The following is a 19525-nucleotide window of genomic DNA, read 5'->3' as shown; positions in this document are numbered from 1 at the left end:
GGGATAGAAAAGTCTGCGTTGTCGGCCTAATTCTCGCAACCGGCCAGCCACTCCTCGGCCCAGCCCTCGATTTCGGCGAACACCGGACAGAGGGATTCGCCCTTGGGCGTGAGCTGGTAGTACGTCGCGACGGGAGCGTCCTCTTCGAGCCGCCGGTCAACGAAGCCCATCTCCTGGAGGTCGTCGAGGACCCGCGAGAGGGTGCGAGAGCTGGCGTCGGTGGCGCGTTTGAGTTCGTTGAACCGCTGTTCGCCGTTCTGGAGTTCGTGGAGTACGACAAGTCGCCAGCGCGACCCAATCTGTTCCAGCGATTCGATGACGGCACACGGCCCGCTTTCTTCCTCCTCTTCCGCGGCAGTGAATACTTCAGATGACATCGGTGCTACCTGGTATCTTCTTTGTCCGGGAACGTACAAATAGGTTCGGATACGAACCAAGTAACGTAATGAAACCACCAATCGTGGTTCGACAGCTTCGTCACGAAACGACCACTGCTCCGGCGGTGAGCGCCTGATGGCGTTTGAGTCTGCCGGGGCGAGCGAACTATTCCTGCTGGGCCGACTCCTGTTTGGCGGGGTACTTGCCTTCATGGGCCTGAACCACTTCCAGAACGCCGGGCAGATGGCCCCCTACGCGGAGGCAAAGGGGCTCCCGGCACCGGTGGCGTCGGTCTACGGGAGCGGCGGACTGCTCCTCGTCAGCGGTATCCTCGTCATCCTCGGTGCATACCCCGCCATCGCGGCCGGGGCGCTGGCGACGTTCCTCGTCGCTTCTGCCGTCATGATGCACGACTTCTGGGCGGTCCCGGACGACCAGGTACAGGACGAGATGACGCAGTTCCTCAAGAACATCGCCCTCGCCGGCGGCGCGGTGTCAGTGCTTTCGGTGGCCGGCACGTCGTGGCCATACAGCGTCGGTATGTCTCTGTTGTGAGGTGACGCATTCGCTGGACAGAGTTGCCTAACCGTGGCCCGTTCCCTGTTTGTCACTGTTGGAGAGTGACACCTGCCGTCATCCATAAGCCGTCCCGTACCTGAACTGTGCGTGAATGATGCAGTCGCTGCCGACGCCGGCCATGCCTGCATGGCTCCCGTGGCAGGAAGCGGTCGTCCTCACCGTGGTGCTCGCTGTCCTCCTTGCCGTCCGACGCTTCTCGGATATGCGGCTTGGCGACGGCTTACGGGGACGACTACTCCTCGGAGTTCCGTGGGGAACACTGCTGACGATGGCCGGCGTCCTGACGGTGTACCTGTTTCTGCAGGGCGCGTGGTGGCACCCGCGGAACCCGCTTGTTACCCCGTTCCGGACGTGGTCGTACTTCTACCCGTTCGGGATGCTCACCGGCGCGTTCACCCACGGCAGTCAGGGGCACATCACGGGGAACCTCATGGGCACACTGGTGTACGGGACGGTCGCGGAATACGTCTGGGGACACTACCCTCGCAAGCGCGGGGTGCAGACCTTCACGTCGCTTCGGACGAACCCGTTTACTCGAATTCTGGCCGTTCCCGTCGCCATGTTCGCTGTGGGCGTGTTCTCCGCGGTGTTCGCTATCGGACCGATTGTGGGGTTTTCCGGCGTGGTGTTTGCCATTGCCGGGTTCGCGCTCGTGACGCGGCCGACGCTGTTTCTCGGTGCGTTTCTCGGAAACCGCGTGCTCGACCTCCTGTATTCGGCGCTTCGCTACCCCGTGTCGACGGCCTCTGGTCAGACCCGCTTTGTGACGCCGTGGTGGTCCAACATCGCTATTCAGGGGCATGCCATCGGCATCCTGGCAGGCGTCGTCGTGGCACTCGCGCTCCTGTGGAGTCGAGACGAACGCCCCGACACGCTACGGGTGTTTTTTGCGACGCTCGTGTTCGCTGTCGCCCAGGGACTGTGGGCGGTGTACATACCGCTCGGCGGCGGCCGATTTCGGCTGTTCCGGTGGGCCGGGACGGCACTGGTGTTCGTCCTCGCGCTCGTCGTCGCCGCGTCGACCGTCGGTTCTGACCGGAGTTTTTACCCGTCGTTCGACCGCCGCCCGGCGTCACTCGCAGTGATGGTTCTGCTCGTCGTCCTCGGGGCACTGAGTCTCGCTGCCGTCCCGACGAACGTCGTCGACCTGCAGGCGGACCAGCTCCCCGAAGACGGGATCGAAATCAGAGACTACGTCGTGACCTACGACGAGAACGTCCCGAACGCGTACTTCGAAGGTATCTGGGTCCCAACACAGCGGGGCGGGGCGAGCGTCAACGAAAGCGGTGTCATCGTCGCCAGCGCTGAGCGGGAGGTCTGGATCGCCGCTATCCAGCCGGGCCGGCTCGCCGTCAACGGTAAGGAGCGGGTCACAGTCGGCGGGCCGACCTGGCGCGAATCGGTGTATGCGAACCGAATAGACTGGTCAGTACTCGGCAATTCCAGCGTCTACCGGGTCCAGCTCAGGCGCGAGGGCGACCAGCTCCGGACGGCGTACACATCAGCGCCGTCAACGGCGGATGTGATGCTCGACGGCCGGAACGTGACAGTGGCGGCCCGGCAGAACGGGTTCGACGTGGTCGTCACACGGGGGAATGAAACGGTCGGGCAGGCACCGCTCCCGGCGAACATGACGCGGACGCGGATCGGCGGACTGACCTTCGAGCGGAACCGCTCGAAGCTGTACGCACGGACAGATGGTACTCGTGTCAAGATCGCCGAGCGTCGCCAGCAAGCAGCGCGGGGCTAGGTCCAGTCGATGCGGTACACTTCCGCAGTAATGGCCTGTCGGTCCGACTCGTGGAAATCGAACTGTCGCGGCAGGTCGAACTCCGTCTCGAAAGCGTGGGTTACCTCGCCACCGTTGTCGTCGGTAAAGGATTCGACAAACGATTGGCTTCCGTCGTTGTGAATCGAGTACGAAACGCCCGCGATGGATGCGGCAGTTTCGAGGAACCGACGGTCAGCGTGTTCGTTGTCCGACTGCGCGCCAAAGGGCGGGTTCATCACGACTGTAGTTTCTCCGGCGGACGGACACAGCGGGGCTGTGGTGGCATCCGCTCGAACCCACGACACTGGCGTCGTCGACCCGACCTTCCGCTCGTTTTCGCGCGCCGTCGACAGCGGTGCGGGGTCGATATCTAGTCCGACCACCCGCGCCGGCGACCGTAGCGCCGCCCCCAGCGCCAGCATCCCGGTGCCACAGCCGAGGTCGACGACTGTCTGTCTCTGGATATCGTTCTGGAGGTCCGCAGTATGGACCAGATGCGCCGCCAGATCCGGCGGTGTCCGGTACTGTTCGAGACTGGCTCGCGGGTTGTCGAACCCGGCGACAACGGCGAGTTGTTGGGCGAGCGCACTCTTTGTCGGCATCACTCGTTATACGCAGAATTCATTCAAAAGCGTTTGGAAATACTCAGTAGTTATTCTGACGGGAGCGCAACGACGAACTCACTGCCGCCGAAGTCGCTCTCTTCGACCCAGATGGCGCCGCCATAGCTATCGACCATCACCGACACGAAGTACAATCCGAACCCGGTCCCAGTCGACTCGGTTCCACGCTCCCCCTTCTCGAAGATTGTCTCGCGCTCTGCGGGTGGTATCCCGGGCCCGTCGTCAGCGATGTGAAGGTGAACCATCGAACCAACGCGTTCCGTCGTTACCTCGATTGTGGTGTCTGGACCGCCATGCTCGACAGCGTTCGTCAAGATGTTCCCAACAACATCGTCGAGAAGGTCGTCAGCCACGACCTCGATACCCTCGTGGATGTCTGTTTTGAGCGTACAGTTTCCATCCATCGAGGCCGCCTTTCTCGTTGCCCCTTCGATGACCGGCCCCAGTTCGATCGTCTCTGCCTCGGTCAACCCATCGTTTGACATCGTGCTCAGGACGCTCCGGACCTTCTGTGTGAGGTCGACGATGTCCTGACTCCAGTCCAGAATCGTCTCTGCGTAGGTCGCTTGCGTGCCGTCAAGTGCGTCTGCAAGCGTCTCTGCGCGCGCTTCGATGACGGTCATCCCGTTGAGGATGTCGTGTCTGAGAATGCTATTGAAAAACTCCATCTGCTCTTCGCGGCGCTTGAGATCCGTGATATCTGTCCCCTCGACGATTATCTTTCGGACAACCCCGTCGGCCGTTACCGGTCGGGCCACGACGGACGTCGAGATACGCTGGCCGTCCATGCCGATATGCTCGGCCTCGAACCTGACCATCTCCCCCTCTCCCGCTCGCTCGACAGCATCTCGACAACGACGTGCTGTCGTCGCATCGTGGTCCCACCAGGGCGTCTCCCAGATCGCGTTTCCGGAGATGTCTTCAGCGTCAGCCTCGATGAACCCGAGTGCTGTTTCGTTTGCCCTGATGAGAGTTCCATCGGCCTCAAGGATGCCGATGAACGTCTCCGGTGAGTTGAACGTCGCTTCTAACAGCCGCTGGCTCTCCTCTTGTGAATCGACAGCGATCTCGCGTTCAATCTCCGCTTCGACCCACTGCGTCAGATGCTCAAACAGCGTCTGCTGCCAGTCTGAGAACTCCGAAATCGCCTCGTCGTCGTTGACGAAACACAGCGTCCCGTATTCCGAGCCGTCCGCCCGAAGCGTCGTGCCGACGTACGCTTCCAGTCCGGCCTCCTTATATGCCGGGTCGGCAGCCATCGATTCGCTCGCGTTAGTGATGATGTGAATCCCGGAGTCGTTGAGGGTGTGCTTGCAGTATGTCTTGGAGAGTGGGCGTTCGACGCCCGCTGCAATCGTTGATGGCAGACCACTACTGGCGACGACTTTGTGTTCGTCTCCGGAGACGACCGTGATGTGGCCGTTCGGGAACCCCAGATGCTCTCGCCCGACGGCCAAGACCGGTTCTACACGCTCCTGAAAGGTAGTTCCGCTGGCCGCCATCGCCGCAGTGAGGTCCTGCATAGCTGCCAGATAGCGATCTCGCTCCTCCAAATCGCTACCCTCGTTCCCGTCCAGCGGATCATCCATAGCAGGTGAGTCGACCTCCCCGGAATTGAAGATTCGGACCCGTTTCTCAGAAGCTGAAATGCGGCCGAGCAATAATGGTGTGACGATCGGCCATCCCTACAGAGTCGCGTGCGGCAGTTCAACATAGAACGCTGCGCCGCCGAGGTCGCTGTCCTCGACCCAGACGTCGCCGCCGTAGCTCCGGACCATCGTGTCCACGAAGTAGAGGCCGAAGCCAGTCCCGCCGGACTCAGACCCCTTCTCACCACGCTCGAAGATACGGCGAGCGTCGCTGCTCGGAATCCCGTCCCCGTCGTCCGCAAGACAGACAGTCACGGTGCCGTCAGCAACCGTCGTCGTCACGTCGATAGTCACGTCGTTGCCACCGTGTTCGACTGCGTTGAGAAAGAGGTTCCCGAACACGTCATCGAGTAACTCGTCAGCGACAACAGTGACCGCCTGTGGCTCGATTGTGACGGTACAGTCGTCGCTGACCGACCGGGCGCGGTCCGCCGCATTGTCGAGGACGGCCTGTATCTCCCGGTGTTCGTGGTCCCGACCGTCCTCTTCGGTGACCGTCTCCAGCACCGACCGGACCTTTTCGGTGAGTTCGATGAGGTCGTCGCTCCACTGGACGATTGTCGACGCGTACTCGCGTTCCTCGCTGTCGAGCGTGTCTTCGAGGAGTTCCCCCCGCGCCCGAATGACGTTCATCCCGTTGAGGATGTCGTGTTGCAGGATGCTGTTGAAGAAGTCCATCTGGTCGGTCTGGCGCTGAATGGCACGCTGCTGGCGGCTCCTGACGACTGCGTACCGGAGTGCTCTCACGAGTCGATCGCCGTCCAGATCCGCTTTCGGCAGGTAGTCCTGTGCACCCCGGTTGATCGCTTCGATAGCCACCTCCCGGTCTTGCATCCCGGTGAGGACGATGATCGGCACCTCATCTATCATCTCGGTTGCCCGGTCGAGCGTCGCAAGCCCTGTTGACTCGGGGAGTCCGAGGTCAAGCAGTACCACGTCGTAGGCTGCCCCCGACTGTTCGTCAACCGGCGCTAGCGACTCAACGTGGGAAATCGTCACGTCATCGACAAAGTGCGCCACCGCCGGCGAGTTCAGGTGATGCTCAACGAGGCGGGCATCGCCCGGGTTGTCCTCGACGAGGAGCACGTCGAGATGTACCGACTCAGCCATCGTTATTTCGGCGGCCGCTTGACGACCGTGAGGAAGAAATCTTCGACGCTGCTCACGATGTCGACGAAGCCATCGAAGTCGACCGGTTTCGTCAGGTAGGCGTTCGCGTGGAGGTCGTACGATTCGATGATGTCCTCTTCCGCCTCGGAACTGGTCAGCACGACGACCGGAATCCGCCGGAGCGACTCGTCGTCTTTCATCTCTTCGAGGACCTCCTGTCCGCCTTTACGTGGCATATTAAGATCGAGCAACAACAGATCTGGCCGCGGTGCGTCGTCGTACTCACCTTGCTGCCGGAGGAACGCCAGTGCCTCGACGCCGTCGTTGACCACGTGAAGATTGTTCAGCACCTTCCCCTTCTCCAGCGCTTTCTCGGTCAGCTTGACATCGCCGGGGTTGTCCTCCGCCAGCAGAATCTCCACTGGCCGACCTTCGGCGGACTCAGTCATCGCCACTCACCTCCGTCACCGCGGGCAGCGTAAATTTGAATGTCGCGCCATCGTCCGACGGTTCGACCCAGATACGCCCGTCGTGGCGCAGGACGATTCGCTGGCAGACGGCCAGCCCGATGCCGGTTCCCTCCGTGTCGTGGGCCCCGGCGCGGTGGAAGATGTCGAACACCTCCTCGTGGTCCGCCGCCGGAATCCCGGGTCCGTTGTCCGAGACGGTGAACGTCACCATGTCGTCGTCTTCTTCGGCGCTGACCTCGACGCGGGGTTCGATATCGGCTTCCACGGCGTACTCGATGGCGTTTTCCAGCAGATTCTGGAACACTTGCCCGACCTGGTTCGGATCGGCTTCGACGGGTGGCAGTGACTCCGCTGTGATGGTCGCGTCCACCTCCGCTATTCGCATCTGCAAGGCGTCTCCCGTCCGGTCGAGCACCGCCTCCGGGTCTGTTTCCTCGAAGTCACCCGAGTTCGTCTCGACTCGCGAGTACCGGAGTAAGGCGTTGACCATCTCCTGCATTCGGCGAGCCCCGTCCACGGCGAAGGCCATGTACTCGGCCGCCTCGTCGTCGAGATCGTCACCGTACTCACTGTCCAGCAGATCAACGTAGCTCGATACCATCCGGAGGGGTTCCTGCAGGTCGTGTGAGGCGATGTAGGCGAACTGCTGGAGCGCCTCGTTCGACCGCTCGAGCTCCGTCTGCTTGGATTTGAGCCGCGTCTCCCGTTCGACCCGGTCCAGCGCAGCGGCCCCAGTACTCGCAAGGATCTCGAGCAAGAACCGGTCGTGGCTGTCGAAGGATTCGACAGTCGGCGAGCCGATACACAGTATCCCGTAGTCCTCGAGGGGGAGAAACAGCACCGTTCGCAGCGGTGTCTGAGGGACTGATGGGTTCGATAGCGTCTGGTAGTCCTCGACGACGGTCGGACTGCCATCGTGGAACAGGCGGTTTTCGTCGCTTTCGGGACCCATCGGTGGGAGGTCAGATGCCGTCTCCACCGCCGCGAAGTCTGCCGCCTCGCTTGTTGCACCGATCGGATAGAGGGTGTCGTCGTCGCTGTCGTAGGACCACATCGCCGCCAGCGGCTGGTCGATGATGCGCTGTGCGATCTGCGTCACCGTGTCCGCGACCGCACGCTCCGTGCGAGTGTACAGCAGTTCGTTCGTCGCCTCGCTGAGTGTTTCGATGCGTGCTTCGCGCTGTTTGAGGTCAGTGATGTCGCGGGCGACGCTGACCACCTGCGTTAGCTCTCCGTCGTCGAACACCGGCCGATACCACGTCTCGAAGACGAGGCCGTCGATCTCCTGGGTCACCCGGACCTCTTCCCCGTCCAGCGCTCGCTCGACGGCAGTGATGATGTCCGGATACTGGCTATAGACCTCGAACACAGAGGCCCCTTCGAACTCGCCGGGTTCGATCCCGAGTTCGTCCAGTCCCTTCCCAGCCGAGTAAGTAAAGACGCCGTCAGGGTTGAGCGTGAACACGACGACCGGAAGGTTCTCGATCAGCGTCTGGAGTTGCTTGCTCCGTTCAGTGTGTTTGCGCTCCTGTCGGCGGATCTCGGTCACGTCGTGAATGAACGCCACAACGCGGGTTGTGTCGTCGATGACGGCGCGTTCGAGCGACACTTCGACCAGCCGGCTCTCACCGTCCGGACCCTGTGTCGACCACTCGACCTGTGCCGACCCCGATGTGGCTGCCTCCGTAATCAGAGCGTTTGCGTCTGCCGTCGAAAACCCCGGCGGGCTGAACTCGCCGACGTGCATCCCGACGACATCTGCCGGCGGACGCCCGAGCAACGCGCCCGCTGCCTCGTTCGCTCTGACGACAGTCCCGGTGTCGGCGTCGTGGATCATAATCGGGTCCGGATTCGCCTGGAACACGTCGCGGAAAAGAGCAGTGTCCTCCGTAGAAGCCATACGTGTGGTGCGCTGGCAGGCTACAAGACTGTACTCCCGCCGTTCTCAGGTGTGAGAACGCTACCAGGTGCCGTGGAAGGTGTCGAACTCCAGCGAATCGAGCGGCTTCTCGCCGATGGCGATCTCGTACTCGCCGGGGGTGAGCATCGGCTTCTTGAACTGCGGGCCGTCGTCGGTGGTAATACGCGGACAGCCAGTGTTGACGTAGGCGTCCATTCCGAAGTTCGTCAGCCGGTCCGGCGTCACCTCGTCCATCGTGATGAGGTAGGCGTTCTCGTTGTTTTCGACGATTTCCTCGGCCTGATCCCAGCGGCCCTGCCCGATCTTGGTACAGAAGATGACGCCCCATGACTCGGCGTCCATCGCGCGGTGGACCGCGCCGTAGCGCTGCTTCATGAACTTCTCCGTGTCGGCGACGGTGACGACGTTGTTCACGGGGTCGGCGATGACAACGTGTTTGTCGGGGTGCTCCATCGCCAACCCGAGCGGGTGGAACTTCCCGCCACCGACGTACAGCATCTGGTCGGCGTCAACGTCGGCGCTGGCGTAGTTACAGCCGAGCACCTGTCCTTCGTGGGTCAGTCGCTCGTCGCCGCGCCGGGTATGGACCGTGTAGCCACGCTCCTCCAACCACTCGCGCATCTCGTCGAACTTGTTCATGTGCTGGGCCGTCGTCACCAGCCCCACGTCGGGGTCTTCTTCGGGGTCGGCCAGTTGCTCCTCGCGGGCCTGTTCCATGATTGGGAAGACGTCGACGTTGGAGAACAGCGGGACGTAAATGATCTTGTCCGATTCTTTCATCGGTGAGTGGCCGAAGTGGACGAACACGTCCGTCCGGCGCATCATGTACGTATCGAGGTCACAGGCACCGTAGCAGGGCTGGCCCGAGAGCAGTACCGTCACGTCGTCGGGGAGGTTCTCGCGGAGGTCATCGGCCACGGCCGGGCCGCGGCGCTTCAGTCCCTCGGGGAACTGCAGGCCCACTTTCTCGGCGTCGCGTTCTTCGACGGCTTCGACGATTCGGTCGAGTTCGTAATCCCACTCGCGGTCGTGCTTGAGCGACAGTCCGGTGTTCCGGAGGTCGCCGTCAGTCCGCTCTTGACTCATTGCAACCCTGTATCGGTTCGAGCGGCATAACCCCCGTGTTTCGGTGAGCGGCAGTCACTCCATAATTTCGGCGAGTCGGCGCTCGACCCGCTCGACGTTCTCTTCTAAGTCTTGGGCCATCCGGTGCTGGGTCTCGTTTGCGCCAGCCAGCTCGTCGATGGACTCGGACACCTCGGCAGCACGCTGGGCGATTTCGTCGATCATGCTAGCGATCTCTTCGGCGCTTGCAGCCTGGTCATCCGTCGCCGCCGCAACCTCGCCGATACCCTGTTCCGTCTCTGAGGTCGCGTCGACGATTGCCTGCTGGTTGTCGAGCACCGTCTCTAAGTCAGTGAGCGCCTGCTGAATCGCGTCCGTCGTCTCCTCGACGTTCTCGGCGGTGCTGTCGGCCATCTCACGGACCTCCCCGACGATTCGCTCGACCTCGTCGGCGTGCTGTTTCGATTCGTCGGCCAGCTCTTTGATTTCGTCGGCGACGACCGCGAACCCGTCACTGTCGCTGTTGCTCCGTGCGGCTTCGATGTTGGCGTTCAGCGCCAGCATATTCGTCTGGTCCGCGATGTCGTTGATGACCTCGACGAACTCGTCGATCTCCTCGATGTGGCCCCGAAGCTCCGTCGAGTCCGACGCGACCTGTTCGGCGGACTCCGTCGCGTCCTCGACGCGTTCGATTGTTTCCTCGGCCGTCTCGACGGATTCTTCGGCGAGTTCCCTGGCCTCGCCGCTCTGACTGCTCACTTCCTCGGCGCTGGAGGCGATTTCCTCGACGGTCGCGCTGAACCCGGAGACCTCGGACTGGACCTCGTCGAGGTTGTCGGATTGCTCGCCGGCCATCTCCTTGATTTCGTCGGACTGCTCGGTAACGGCCGCGGCGGAGTCGCCGATTTCACCGACAGCTGACTCGACGTCCGTCGCCATCTGTGACTGGAGGTTCTGGAGCGCCTCACGCTGTTCGACGATATCGCTGAAATCGATCAGTAGCTCTAAGGCACCGATAGCGTCTCCGCCGGGACCCATTAGCGGAATTGCCACTGCACGCGCGTGTGCCATCGTCCCGTCAGGTCGCTCGGCCGAGCGGAACTCGTCTTCGCGGACTGGCTCGCCCGTTCTGATGACTTCCTGAGCGAGCGTTTCGTCCTGCCCCTCTGTGCCGAACACGTCGTATGCGTTCATCCCGACCGCCTCGCTCGCCGGGAGTCCGAGCATCTGTCCAACCGTGTCGTTCCAGTGTGTGATATCGCCGTCCGCATCGACCACGAACGCAGCTTCCGGTAAATCCGCGACAAGCGATTCGAACGCGTGGAGCCAGAACTCCCCGCTGTCGTCGACAGACTCCGGTAGCAGACTGTCTTCGGATGCAGTTTTTGCCATTGTAAGGTCTATCTTAGAAACTAATATACCGTTTTCGACTGATTATATCAGCTGATAACTGGTTTGAGCGAATCTCGCCAGGAGCGAAGCTACAGAGCGACCAGTATAGCGGCGCTCCGGCAGACCACAACAACTGCGACAAACACGGCTTCCCGATTCAACGTTGAACAACTGTCGGCCCGAGAATCCGATGCGAGCGACAACACGGCAGGAACGCTGCCAGGGACCGATATCCCGCATAGAACAACCCGGTTTCGGCAGGCCTATACCGCCCGAGTCCATACCAATCGGTGATGAGCATCGAGACCGATACCGCCGCTGATATCGACGGTGACCACGTCGAGGCGCTCGCTACAGAGTTCGGCGAAGCGATCGCCGAGCTACCGGTGTACCAGCGATTCAAGGAGACGAAAGACGCTGTCGAGAACCACGACGAGGCGCAGGCGGCCATCAAGGAGTTCGAGCAGATCCGCGAGGAGTTCATGCTCGCCCGCCAGACCGGAAACGCCTCTCAGGAGGACCTCCGGAAAGTCCAGCAAAAGCAGGAGGAACTCCACGACATCCCGGTAATGAGTGACTATCTGGAAGCCCAGAACGAACTCGAACTGCGCCTGCAGGAACTCAACGAAATCGTCTCCGAGGAACTGGCCGTCGACTTCGGCCAGAAAGCCGGCGGTTGCTGCGAGGACTGAACAGCGATACTTCTCGCGGTGCGTTTTTCTCTGACTCCGAAGCCATCGGTCAAGAACGTCGATACCGCCGACAGCTACCATCCGTCAGCTACACTGTTCCGCCGACAGCTACCATCCGTCAGTGACACATTCGACCGACTGGGCAGTTACTCCTCGACTTCGGTTTTCACCACGACCGCTGGTCGTTCGCTTAGCCTGAGCACCTTGTCCGTGATGCTGCCGAGGAGACTGCGGTACTCCGCCGGCCGCCGCTTCGTCCCGAGCACGAGCAGATCGACGTCCACCTCGTCGGCGGTTTCGATGATGGATTCGGCCGGCCGTCCGTGTTTCAGGGTCGTCGTCACGTCGACGCCGGATGCCTCTGCATCGGCCTCTATCCGGGCCAGCGTCTCCTGGCCCGTCTCTTCGAGGCCGTGCTCCGGTCCCTCCGATTCGTCGACGTACTCGTCACCGCTGTAGGCCGTGTACACGTCCTCGTCGACGACATACAGCACGTGGAGAGCCGCGCCGTGTTCCGCTGCGAGGGCAATCGCGTGGGATTCGGCGTTGGTCGAGGCTTCTGTCCCATCTGAGGCGAGGAGGATGTGATCGTACATACAGGTCGTATATCTCTCAGGTAGGAAATAAACCGAGGGTTCCGTTCTCAGATAGCGGGAGACGGCCCGGCGTCTTCGAAACATCTTAGCGACCGGGCGTGGCATCTCCCGACATGACAGTCGAATCCGACTGGGACGACTGGCTCCCGCGTGCGGTGGAGTCGGCGACACCCGACGGACTGGCGATCTGGTATCTGGGCTGTAACGGCTTCATCGTGAAATCCAGTGGCGGGACGACCGTCTTCATCGACCCGTATCTCGGCATTGGCGACCCGCCGCGAACCGTTCGGATGGTCCCAGTGCCGTTCAACCCCGAGGACATCACCGAGTGCGACGCGGTTCTAGGTACCCACGAACACACCGACCACGTTCACGGGCCGTCCCAGGCCCCGATTCTCGCTGGGACGGGCGCGGACTACTACACGACCGACAGCGGTCACGACGTTATCCGAGAGGAGGCGTGGCTGGAGAACTACAGCGTCACCGACGACCAGCTCCACGAAGTCACGGAGGGGGACACGCTCGAAATCGGCGACCTGACAGTACACGTCGAACCAGCCAACGACCCCGACGCCGAGCATCCAGTGTCGTACGTGTTCGAACACGACTCCGGCACGTTCTTCCACGGGGGCGACGCCCGCCCCGGCGAGTTCGAATCCGTCGGCGAGCGCTACGATATCGACGTCGGCGTCCTCGCGTTCGGGACTGTCGGAATGATTGACGACAAGGAGACCGGCGAACCCACGCGAACGCAGTGGTACAACGACGAGAACATGATTATCGAAGCTGCAAACGAACTCCAACTGGATACCCTCATTCCAACCCACTGGGATATGTGGAAGGGGATGACGACGGAGCCGACCGTTCTGCACAACCATGCCAACAGCTTCGCGCACCCTTCGACGCTTTCAATTGTTGAAATCGGCGACCGGTACGATCTCGACTGAAAACGGCTTGCCAGTACCGCCCGGACGGACTGTCCGTCTTTGCTGGCTCACGTCCTGTTCGTGTTACTGAGGTTACGTCTCTAGATTATATTAATCGGTATCGTATAGAAAAAAGGTGTAAATGTTGGTCAGGTACGTACCTTTAATACTATTGCTGAGACCATACAGACCATGAGCAATTCGCAAGCCTACGACGAAGTCACTGTCGCCGCAGATGGCGTGACAGTGACCAAGCGGTTCGAGGCGGACGAGTTCCCCGTACCCGCGATAGCGTTCAATCTCACTTCGCGACGGTCCGTTCCGGTGACAGTCAGGCTAGTCGACACTGTTCCAGACGACGTGGCAGTCGAAGATCTTGGCTTCCACCCCGAGTACGGCAGCGAGTACTGGGATATCAACGAAGACCGGATCGCGTTCGAGAAGGAACTCGAAGCCGAAGCCGACTACACGACCGTCTACGGCATTCGTGCAACGGGCACTGACGATGTCGAGAAGTTCCTGACGGAACCCGAAATTGAGGGTGTGGACCCGCCACTGGATGAAGACGAGGAGGACCTTGTCGGAGGCGGCGACGAGGCCGTTCGAGATGTTATCGCTGGCGACGCCGACAGCGTTCCCGGTCTCGAAGACGATGACGACGAGGATATCGAGACGCTGGACCTCTCAGACCCGAACAACCCGGACTCAGGCGTCGAAGCCCCCGAAGAGAGCAACGCCGCGCCGGCAGACTCCGAGGTACAATCCGGCGCTGTCGTCGCGACAATGGCACAGGAAATCCGCGATCAAAACGTCTCCCCCGAAGACGTGAAGCTCCTCAAGCGTGCGCTCGACGCCGTCTCCGAAGATGACAACGACAGTGACGCCGGCGGCGTCAACGACGCCCGGATCCAGCGCATACAGAGCGATGTTGCAGACCTCCGTGCGTACACTGATGCCCTCGAAGAGTTCCTCGAAGAGAACGGCACTGGCGAGGACATGATTCAGGAGTTCGGCGAGCGCCTCGACTCTTTCGAGGAGGCTCTGGAGGGTTTCCAGGACGAGGTCCAGTCGGCGACGGATACAGCCACGTCCGCCTCCGATCAGGTCGACGACCTTTCCGAGGAAGTCGAGAGTGTCGAAGGGCAACTTGACGACCTCGAAGACGATATCGAAGCCGTCCGCGAGGAGATCGACGACGGCGAACTCGCGGACCGGATCGACGATACCGAATCGGAGATCGAAGAGCTCAAAAAGTGGCGTGAACAGCTGTCGTCGGTTATCGGCGGCGGCGAATAACCGAACTCGTTTTACCGGTCCCCCGTCTGTGCCTGCATAATGACGACGACGAGAGTGGCCGTTCCGCGCAAGGGCCGGCCCCTCGAAGCAGTGCTGGAGCGACTCGCCGGACGCACAGGGACGACCGACCTGGCCGACGATATCATCTCGACGCTTCGCTACGAGAAGGCTGTCACCAAGGGCAACCAGGACGCGGTCGCCGACGTGTACCATCGCATCAGCGACTACTCCTCGCTCGATGAGCCGTACGAACCAGAATACACACTGCTCCGTGACGACCGCGACGGGATGCCCCGACGGATCGTCTTTGACAGCGTTACCGTGCCGACCGAATACGGTGATGTCCAGCTGGTCGGCCGCGAGGAACCGTTCCGGGCGCTCCGGACCCACGAGTTCGCGCTCGGGTTCGACAGCGCCGACCTCGTGCTCGAAGAAGTCGTTCAGCTTCGAGACGAACCGCTGACCGCCATCCACGAGATCAACGACCGCATCGATCCGCTGGACACGGACGTACGGGTCGTGACCGGGCTGGGGGATACAGTGTACCACACGCTGCTGGCGACGCCGGAGGTCATGGACACACAGGACGGGCCCCTCGACCGGGCCTTCGTCACCGACTACGAGGGCGAACTCTGTATCTCACCGCGGTACGAACGGCTTGTCGAAGCCGTCCTCGGGACGAGTGCGCTCGATGGCGTCTCCTTTACCTATCCCACGGAGGGCGGCGAGGAAGAGGCAGACATCGCGGCGACCGGCCTCGGCGTCTACCTCACCGTCACGGGGTCGACTGCTCGCGATCACGGCCTCGAACTCGGAGAGCAGCTGTTCCCCAGCGAGACTGTCCTTCTGGAAAACGCCCACGAGCGTACCGAGACGACGGAACGGGTCGCCAGTCTGTTCGAGGAACCAGAAGAAACAGCGCTGCAGTCGATTTAGCTTCAGAGACGCCGCCGCTGAATGAGTTTCGCGGCGACGCCGACGGGCACGACGACCCACGCGACGAGTCCCGCGGCGACCATCGGCGTGGTCAGCCCAGCCTGGGCCAGCACACTTCCGAACCCGCCGGCGACCACGTCCACCTGCGAGAGCGCGAGCACGCGGAAGCAGTCCACGGGGTTGAGCGGTATCGCCGCGGCGATAGCGCCGGACCCGAGGTCGAACCCCGCGACGGCCCCCAGCGCCACCAGGTCGTGCAACAGTGCGACCCACAGCCAGATGGCCAGTGCGGCACCCAGCGCGTGTGTTTTGGTCCGAGCGACCGTCGAGACAAGCACCGCCACGCCGAGCATCGCACAGGCGGTCAGGACCGCGGCGAGGGCGACCGCCGCGTACTGGCCGACGCTGGCGAGACCGATGTAGCGGACGGTCAACAGTGCGCCGGGAACGAAGCCAAGCAACATCGCGCCGGACAGTACCGCTGCCCGGCCGATGGCAGTCCCGACGACGACACGGCCTTTCGTCACCGGGAGCGCGAGCATGAGTTCGAGCGACCCGCGCTCGTCGGCCCCGACGATGGCGTCGTAGCCGACCGCCAGCGCGGTCAGGGGGACGAGGTAGACGCCGAGTTCCGCGATGGTTGCAATGACCGCGTCGAAGCGACCCGGACCGACCGAACTCGCGCCAAACTGGACGACTGCGGTGGTAAAGAAGCCGAACAGCAGCGCCACGCCGAGCGCCCACCGGCTCCGGACGGCCAGCCGGTACTCCCGACGAGCGATGGTCAGCAGACCGCTGTCGGCAAGCCGGACGAGCGCTGATTCGTTGGTCGTGTCCGTCGCCGTCTCCGTCTCGGTTCCGCCATCGTGCAACCGGGTGGCCGGCGTGTCAACTGCGACGACGCCGCCGTCGGGGGCCGGGTCCGTCGATGATTCGTCCTCGCTCATGCCGGCTCACCTCCCGAGTCTTCGGTTGCTGCCTCCGCAGCCGCTGCCGCAGCCGTGCTGTCGGAGGCGGGGTCATCGCTGTTATCCGCCCCGACGGCCTCGTGGAACGCGGCTTCGAGTCCCGGTTCGCGAACTTCGAAGCGGTCGATGTCGTACCCCTCACCGACGGCGGTCAGGAGGTCGTAGGCCTCCGCTGGCGTGGTCCGTGCCGTCACGTCCGCGCCTGAACGACTGACGCTGGACACTGCCTCGTGGGTTCCGAAGTCGGTTGCCACATCGCTCGCAGCCGCCTCCGACGCAAGCGACAGCGACACTGTCACCTCGTCGGCAGCGGCGCGGCGAAGCTCTTCGACCGGGCCCGCAGTCGCCACCTGTCCGTCGGCGATGATGACCGCCTCCGAGCAGAGCCGCTGAATCTCCCCGAGCGCGTGCGAGGAGAAGACGATAGTTACGTCCGTCTCGGCCGCAAGGGCTTCCACGACCTCGTGGAACGCCCGGATGCCGTCGGGGTCGAGCCCCGCGGTCGGCTCGTCGAGTATCAGCACGGCCGGCTCGCCGACGAGCGCGGTGCCGAGGCCGAGCCGGCGGTTCATCCCGTTGGAGTAGCCGCCGACGCGGCGGTCCGCGGCGTCCGCGAGCCCGACGGTGTGCAAGATACGCTCGACGTGGTGGTCCCTGTCTTCCCGGGGCACCGAGCGCATCCGGGCGTGGAAGCTGAGTATCTCGCGGCCAGTCAGGCTCGGCGGGAAGCCGGCGTGCTCGGGAAGATAGCGCACTCGTTCACGGACGGTGGTCCCATCGGTCGGGTCCGCGCCGGCGACGGTGACGCTGCCTGCGTCCGGTCGGTTCAGCCCGACCAGCAGTTTGAACAGCGTCGTTTTGCCGGCCCCGTTCGTGCCGAACACGCCAAGGGTGGCTCCCTGTTCGACAGACAGAGTCAGTCCGTCGAGCGCCTGCACATCGCCGTAGGCTTTCGATACGTCGTCGACATCAATCACGTTCATAGTAGCTCCTCCAGTTCTCGTGGGGTGGTTCGGTGAGCGGACGGGCATCGACCACGCCGGGCGACTGGACGACTGGGACAGATGACTCGGCCAGCCGAACGGCGTCGAAGGCCGGGCTACTGGCGAACACCCGCGCAGCGGGCTTTTCGGCGGTGATCTGCTGGACGGTCCCAGCCGGCTGGTAGCGAGTGTCGCCGACGCCGTCATCGTCAACGTCCGTCGGGTTCGCCCGGGACCAGTAGTTCCCGACGCTCTCGTTCCAGTGGACCTGATCGCTCATCACCGCGAGTACCGGTCTGTTGTTGCGGATGAAACTGTTCTCGGTCACGGTGCCGTCGGTACTCCCCGCGGCGATGTGGACGCCAACGTCGTTGCCGACGATGAGGTTGCCGACGATGCGGTTGCTGACTGAGTTGTAGACGAACAGCCCGTTCTCGTTGTCAACGAGGTGGTTGCCGCGGATGTCCGTGTCGTCGATGCTCTTGACGAGGATACCGTGGCCGGACTGCCCGCTGTTGTTCACCGCGATGTTGTCCTCGATGACAAGGTGTTTCGACACCATCAGCGCATACCCGACGTCGTTGTCGAAGGCGGTGTTGTCCCGCAGGTGCGAGTCGTCCGAGTACATATAGTGGACGCCGTAGCGGAGGTCCCACATCGTATTCCCGCTGGCGTTGACGTCTTTCGCCCAGTTGAAGTAGAGCCCGTCCCGGACGGTGGTGATGTCGTTGTTCCGGATGACGCTATCCTCGGTCTTCCAGATCTGGATGCCGTTGCCGCGTTTGGTCAACTGCGTTATCTCCTCACGACCGACGATGGTGTTGTTCCGGATGTCGGCGTCATCGACGCCGTCGAGCCAGATGCCGAATGTCATGTCGGTCACGCGGCTGTCGCGAACCGTGACGTCGCTGGCGTTGACGAATATCGCGGCGTCATTCGTTGCGGTGTCGTAACCGCTGTTGCGGACCCAGAGGTCCGCCACGGTCACACCCTGTGCTTCGACGGCGAGCACGTCGCCTTCGCCGTCGCCGTGCAGCAGCGTCGACCCGGGACCGTTCCCGGCCAGTGTGACGTTCGGCGTCCTGACGACGAGCGTCTCGTTAAACTGACCGTCGAACGTGACGGTGTCGCCGGGGTCTGCGGCGTCGACCGCCGCCTGCGCGCTGTCGTACGTTTGGCCGTCGACCGTCGCGGTGCCGTCGGCCGACAGGGTGGTGAACAAGTCGGTGTCGGGCACGCCGGGGTCGAAGGCGAGGTCGTCGCGGGTGCCGTCGGCCTCGCCGGCGCTGGCCATCCCGACAGCCATGACCGACAGCACGAGCAGGACCGCGGTGCCGACGGCGAACGCGCGCTCGAAATCGTGGGACAGTGGGCTCATGAGTGGGTTTCCGGGTGGTCAGGTTCGGCCGCGGTGGTCGTGGGGCGGTGCGGGGCGTCCTCCTCGTCGTCAGTATCGTCGTCACGGTCCCGAACGGCGTCGGGAAGCCCGGCGAGTCCGTCGCGCAGTCGGCCCGGAAGCTCACTGAACGTCGCCGTCTGATCGCGGTAGTAGTACGAAACCGCGAGCAGTCCGACGGCCGTGGCGGCCATGTACGCGCCGAGGCCGAACCGGGAGACGCTGGTGATGTTGGCGACCTGATACTGCCCCCACAGCGGCGGCGTGAAACCGGCGACGCCCATTACCGGCGCGCCGGGGTCGAGGGTGTGGCCGGCCTCCCAGAGCCGGTACTGGATATCGGCCAGCATCACGGTGAACACCAGTACGGTGCCGCCGAACTGGTATTTCAGGCCGCGCTTAAGCTTGTCGACGGTCGGTGCGACGGCGACGAACACTGACAGCAGTGACACGCCGATGAACGCGACGGGCCCGAGCGACCACTCGGGTACGTCGATGGCGTTCTCCTCAACGGGGAAGTTGGGCTCGACTAACACCGGGTCGGGGAAGTAGAACCCGACGTAGTGGTTCAGCCGTGCCATCTCGATGAAGTCCCCCGTCAGGTGAGGGTAGGCGTACAGGGAGACGCGGAGCGTCGTGCTGGGGTACTGGACGGCGTCGACACTGATGCGCCACATCGGGAACGCGAGCGCCGCGACGAACAGCAGCGCCGCTATCGCGGGGAGGCCCCGCCGGATCTCACGGAAGTCGTCGATGGTGGGTCGTTGCATGGCT

Annotated in this window: 19 protein-coding genes; 6 read left to right on the top strand and 13 right to left on the bottom strand. The window is 62.8% G+C overall.

All coding sequences use genetic code 11. The features are described 5' to 3' along the window. Positions 1–26: 26 nt before the first annotated feature. On the bottom strand, positions 27–377 hold the full coding sequence (locus tag AV059_RS17055) for a helix-turn-helix domain-containing protein (protein WP_058996371.1): 351 nt from the start codon (positions 375–377) through the stop codon (positions 27–29). A gap of 136 nt (positions 378–513) precedes the next feature. On the opposite strand from AV059_RS17055, the gene AV059_RS17050 reads away from it, so the two are divergent. Together AV059_RS17050 and AV059_RS17045 are read left to right on the top strand one after the other, a co-directional pair. Then, on the top strand, positions 514–933 hold the full coding sequence (locus AV059_RS17050; protein ID WP_058996369.1) for a DoxX family protein: 420 nt from the start codon (positions 514–516) through the stop codon (positions 931–933). 115 nt (positions 934–1048) lie between these two features. Then, positions 1049–2707, top strand: a complete 1659-nt coding sequence (locus tag AV059_RS17045; RefSeq protein ID WP_058996366.1) for a rhomboid family intramembrane serine protease — start codon at positions 1049–1051, stop codon at positions 2705–2707. On the opposite strand, the gene AV059_RS17040 is transcribed toward AV059_RS17045, so the two are convergent. From AV059_RS17040 to AV059_RS17010, 7 genes are all read right to left on the bottom strand, one after another. Continuing rightward, on the bottom strand, positions 2704–3330 hold the full coding sequence (locus tag AV059_RS17040) for an METTL5 family protein (protein ID WP_058996363.1): 627 nt from the start codon (positions 3328–3330) through the stop codon (positions 2704–2706). The two genes, AV059_RS17045 and AV059_RS17040, sit on opposite strands and share 4 nt — an antisense overlap. A 50-nt stretch (positions 3331–3380) precedes the next feature. Further along, positions 3381–4940: an ATP-binding protein gene (locus tag AV059_RS17035; RefSeq protein WP_058996362.1), complete on the bottom strand. Its 1560-nt coding sequence runs from the start codon at positions 4938–4940 to the stop codon at positions 3381–3383. Positions 4941–5036: 96 nt separating this feature from the next. Next, positions 5037–6110 carry an ATP-binding protein gene (locus AV059_RS17030; RefSeq protein ID WP_058996360.1) on the bottom strand — a complete coding sequence of 358 codons (1074 nt, stop codon included), beginning with the start codon at positions 6108–6110 and terminating at the stop codon, positions 5037–5039. Positions 6111–6112: 2 nt separating this feature from the next. Continuing rightward, on the bottom strand, positions 6113–6559 hold the full coding sequence (locus tag AV059_RS17025; protein WP_058996358.1) for a response regulator: 447 nt from the start codon (positions 6557–6559) through the stop codon (positions 6113–6115). Then, complete coding sequence (locus tag AV059_RS17020) at positions 6552–8480, bottom strand: ATP-binding protein (protein WP_058996356.1); 1929 nt, start codon at positions 8478–8480, stop codon at positions 6552–6554. Before AV059_RS17020 ends, AV059_RS17025 begins: the two co-directional genes overlap by 8 nt. Positions 8481–8540: 60 nt before the next feature. Continuing rightward, positions 8541–9587, bottom strand: coding sequence for a diphthamide biosynthesis enzyme Dph2 (gene dph2, locus AV059_RS17015; RefSeq protein ID WP_058996354.1), 1047 nt, complete (start codon positions 9585–9587; stop codon positions 8541–8543). Between the two features lie 54 nt (positions 9588–9641). Next, on the bottom strand, positions 9642–10958 hold the full coding sequence (locus AV059_RS17010; protein WP_058996352.1) for a methyl-accepting chemotaxis protein: 1317 nt from the start codon (positions 10956–10958) through the stop codon (positions 9642–9644). A gap of 293 nt (positions 10959–11251) precedes the next feature. Between AV059_RS17010 and AV059_RS17005 the strand changes: the two genes are divergently transcribed. Next, positions 11252–11650 carry a YlbF family regulator gene (locus AV059_RS17005; RefSeq protein ID WP_008309674.1) on the top strand — a complete coding sequence of 133 codons (399 nt, stop codon included), beginning with the start codon at positions 11252–11254 and terminating at the stop codon, positions 11648–11650. A gap of 146 nt (positions 11651–11796) precedes the next feature. Here AV059_RS17005 and AV059_RS17000 read toward each other — a convergent pair whose 3' ends face one another. Continuing rightward, entirely contained in the window at positions 11797–12246 is a 450-nt protein-coding gene (locus tag AV059_RS17000) for a universal stress protein (RefSeq protein WP_058996350.1), read from the bottom strand. Between the two features lie 113 nt (positions 12247–12359). Here AV059_RS17000 and AV059_RS16995 point away from each other — a divergent pair, with 113 nt between their 5' ends. From AV059_RS16995 to AV059_RS16985, 3 genes are all read left to right on the top strand, one after another. Then, on the top strand, positions 12360–13193 hold the full coding sequence (locus tag AV059_RS16995; protein ID WP_058996348.1) for an MBL fold metallo-hydrolase: 834 nt from the start codon (positions 12360–12362) through the stop codon (positions 13191–13193). 171 nt (positions 13194–13364) lie between these two features. Next, a complete protein-coding gene (locus AV059_RS16990; RefSeq protein WP_058996346.1) occupies positions 13365–14468 on the top strand; it encodes a hypothetical protein in 1104 nt (367 codons plus the stop codon). A 39-nt stretch (positions 14469–14507) separates the two neighbouring features. Then, complete coding sequence (locus AV059_RS16985) at positions 14508–15404, top strand: hypothetical protein (RefSeq protein ID WP_058996344.1); 897 nt, start codon at positions 14508–14510, stop codon at positions 15402–15404. A gap of 2 nt (positions 15405–15406) precedes the next feature. Here AV059_RS16985 and AV059_RS16980 read toward each other — a convergent pair whose 3' ends face one another. From AV059_RS16980 to AV059_RS16965, 4 genes are read right to left on the bottom strand one after another with little or no spacing between them, the layout of a single operon-like run. Then, positions 15407–16351: an ABC transporter permease gene (locus AV059_RS16980; RefSeq protein WP_058996342.1), complete on the bottom strand. Its 945-nt coding sequence runs from the start codon at positions 16349–16351 to the stop codon at positions 15407–15409. Beyond that, positions 16348–17355, bottom strand: a complete 1008-nt coding sequence (locus AV059_RS16975) for an ABC transporter ATP-binding protein (protein ID WP_058996341.1) — start codon at positions 17353–17355, stop codon at positions 16348–16350. The genes AV059_RS16980 and AV059_RS16975 overlap by 4 nt, the downstream gene beginning before the upstream one ends. Continuing rightward, positions 17342–18733 (bottom strand): nitrous oxide reductase family maturation protein NosD, encoded by a 1392-nt coding sequence (locus AV059_RS16970; protein WP_058996339.1) that lies wholly within the window; start codon positions 18731–18733, stop codon positions 17342–17344. The genes AV059_RS16975 and AV059_RS16970 overlap by 14 nt, the downstream gene beginning before the upstream one ends. Further along, on the bottom strand, positions 18730–19521 hold the full coding sequence (locus AV059_RS16965) for a hypothetical protein (RefSeq protein ID WP_058996336.1): 792 nt from the start codon (positions 19519–19521) through the stop codon (positions 18730–18732). Before AV059_RS16965 ends, AV059_RS16970 begins: the two co-directional genes overlap by 4 nt. Between the last annotated feature and the right edge of the window lie 4 nt (positions 19522–19525).

Source organism: Haloarcula sp. CBA1127, from assembly GCF_001485575.1.
Classification (GTDB): domain Archaea; phylum Halobacteriota; class Halobacteria; order Halobacteriales; family Haloarculaceae; genus Haloarcula.
The sequence above is the reverse complement of the archived record's forward strand: the minus strand, read 5'-3'. Positions and strand labels throughout refer to the sequence as shown.

What these genes read in the sequence shown, in the direction of transcription:
- AV059_RS17045 (WP_058996366.1), top strand. Translation starts at nt 1,049, where the DNA reads ATGATGCAGTCGCTGCCGACGCCGGCCATGCCTGCATGGCTCCCGTGG.
- AV059_RS17025 (WP_058996358.1), bottom strand. Translation starts at nt 6,559, where the DNA reads ATGACTGAGTCCGCCGAAGGTCGGCCAGTGGAGATTCTGCTGGCGGAG.
- AV059_RS17050 (WP_058996369.1), top strand. Translation starts at nt 514, where the DNA reads ATGGCGTTTGAGTCTGCCGGGGCGAGCGAACTATTCCTGCTGGGCCGA.
- AV059_RS17010 (WP_058996352.1), bottom strand. Translation starts at nt 10,958, where the DNA reads ATGGCAAAAACTGCATCCGAAGACAGTCTGCTACCGGAGTCTGTCGAC.
- AV059_RS17035 (WP_058996362.1), bottom strand. Translation starts at nt 4,940, where the DNA reads ATGGATGATCCGCTGGACGGGAACGAGGGTAGCGATTTGGAGGAGCGA.
- AV059_RS16970 (WP_058996339.1), bottom strand. Translation starts at nt 18,733, where the DNA reads ATGAGCCCACTGTCCCACGATTTCGAGCGCGCGTTCGCCGTCGGCACC.
- AV059_RS17000 (WP_058996350.1), bottom strand. Translation starts at nt 12,246, where the DNA reads ATGTACGATCACATCCTCCTCGCCTCAGATGGGACAGAAGCCTCGACC.
- AV059_RS16965 (WP_058996336.1), bottom strand. Translation starts at nt 19,521, where the DNA reads ATGCAACGACCCACCATCGACGACTTCCGTGAGATCCGGCGGGGCCTC.
- AV059_RS16995 (WP_058996348.1), top strand. Translation starts at nt 12,360, where the DNA reads ATGACAGTCGAATCCGACTGGGACGACTGGCTCCCGCGTGCGGTGGAG.
- AV059_RS17005 (WP_008309674.1), top strand. Translation starts at nt 11,252, where the DNA reads ATGAGCATCGAGACCGATACCGCCGCTGATATCGACGGTGACCACGTC.
- AV059_RS17055 (WP_058996371.1), bottom strand. Translation starts at nt 377, where the DNA reads ATGTCATCTGAAGTATTCACTGCCGCGGAAGAGGAGGAAGAAAGCGGG.
- AV059_RS16975 (WP_058996341.1), bottom strand. Translation starts at nt 17,355, where the DNA reads ATGAACGTGATTGATGTCGACGACGTATCGAAAGCCTACGGCGATGTG.
- AV059_RS16980 (WP_058996342.1), bottom strand. Translation starts at nt 16,351, where the DNA reads ATGAGCGAGGACGAATCATCGACGGACCCGGCCCCCGACGGCGGCGTC.
- AV059_RS16985 (WP_058996344.1), top strand. Translation starts at nt 14,508, where the DNA reads ATGACGACGACGAGAGTGGCCGTTCCGCGCAAGGGCCGGCCCCTCGAA.
- AV059_RS16990 (WP_058996346.1), top strand. Translation starts at nt 13,365, where the DNA reads ATGAGCAATTCGCAAGCCTACGACGAAGTCACTGTCGCCGCAGATGGC.
- dph2 (WP_058996354.1), bottom strand. Translation starts at nt 9,587, where the DNA reads ATGAGTCAAGAGCGGACTGACGGCGACCTCCGGAACACCGGACTGTCG.
- AV059_RS17030 (WP_058996360.1), bottom strand. Translation starts at nt 6,110, where the DNA reads ATGGCTGAGTCGGTACATCTCGACGTGCTCCTCGTCGAGGACAACCCG.
- AV059_RS17020 (WP_058996356.1), bottom strand. Translation starts at nt 8,480, where the DNA reads ATGGCTTCTACGGAGGACACTGCTCTTTTCCGCGACGTGTTCCAGGCG.
- AV059_RS17040 (WP_058996363.1), bottom strand. Translation starts at nt 3,330, where the DNA reads ATGCCGACAAAGAGTGCGCTCGCCCAACAACTCGCCGTTGTCGCCGGG.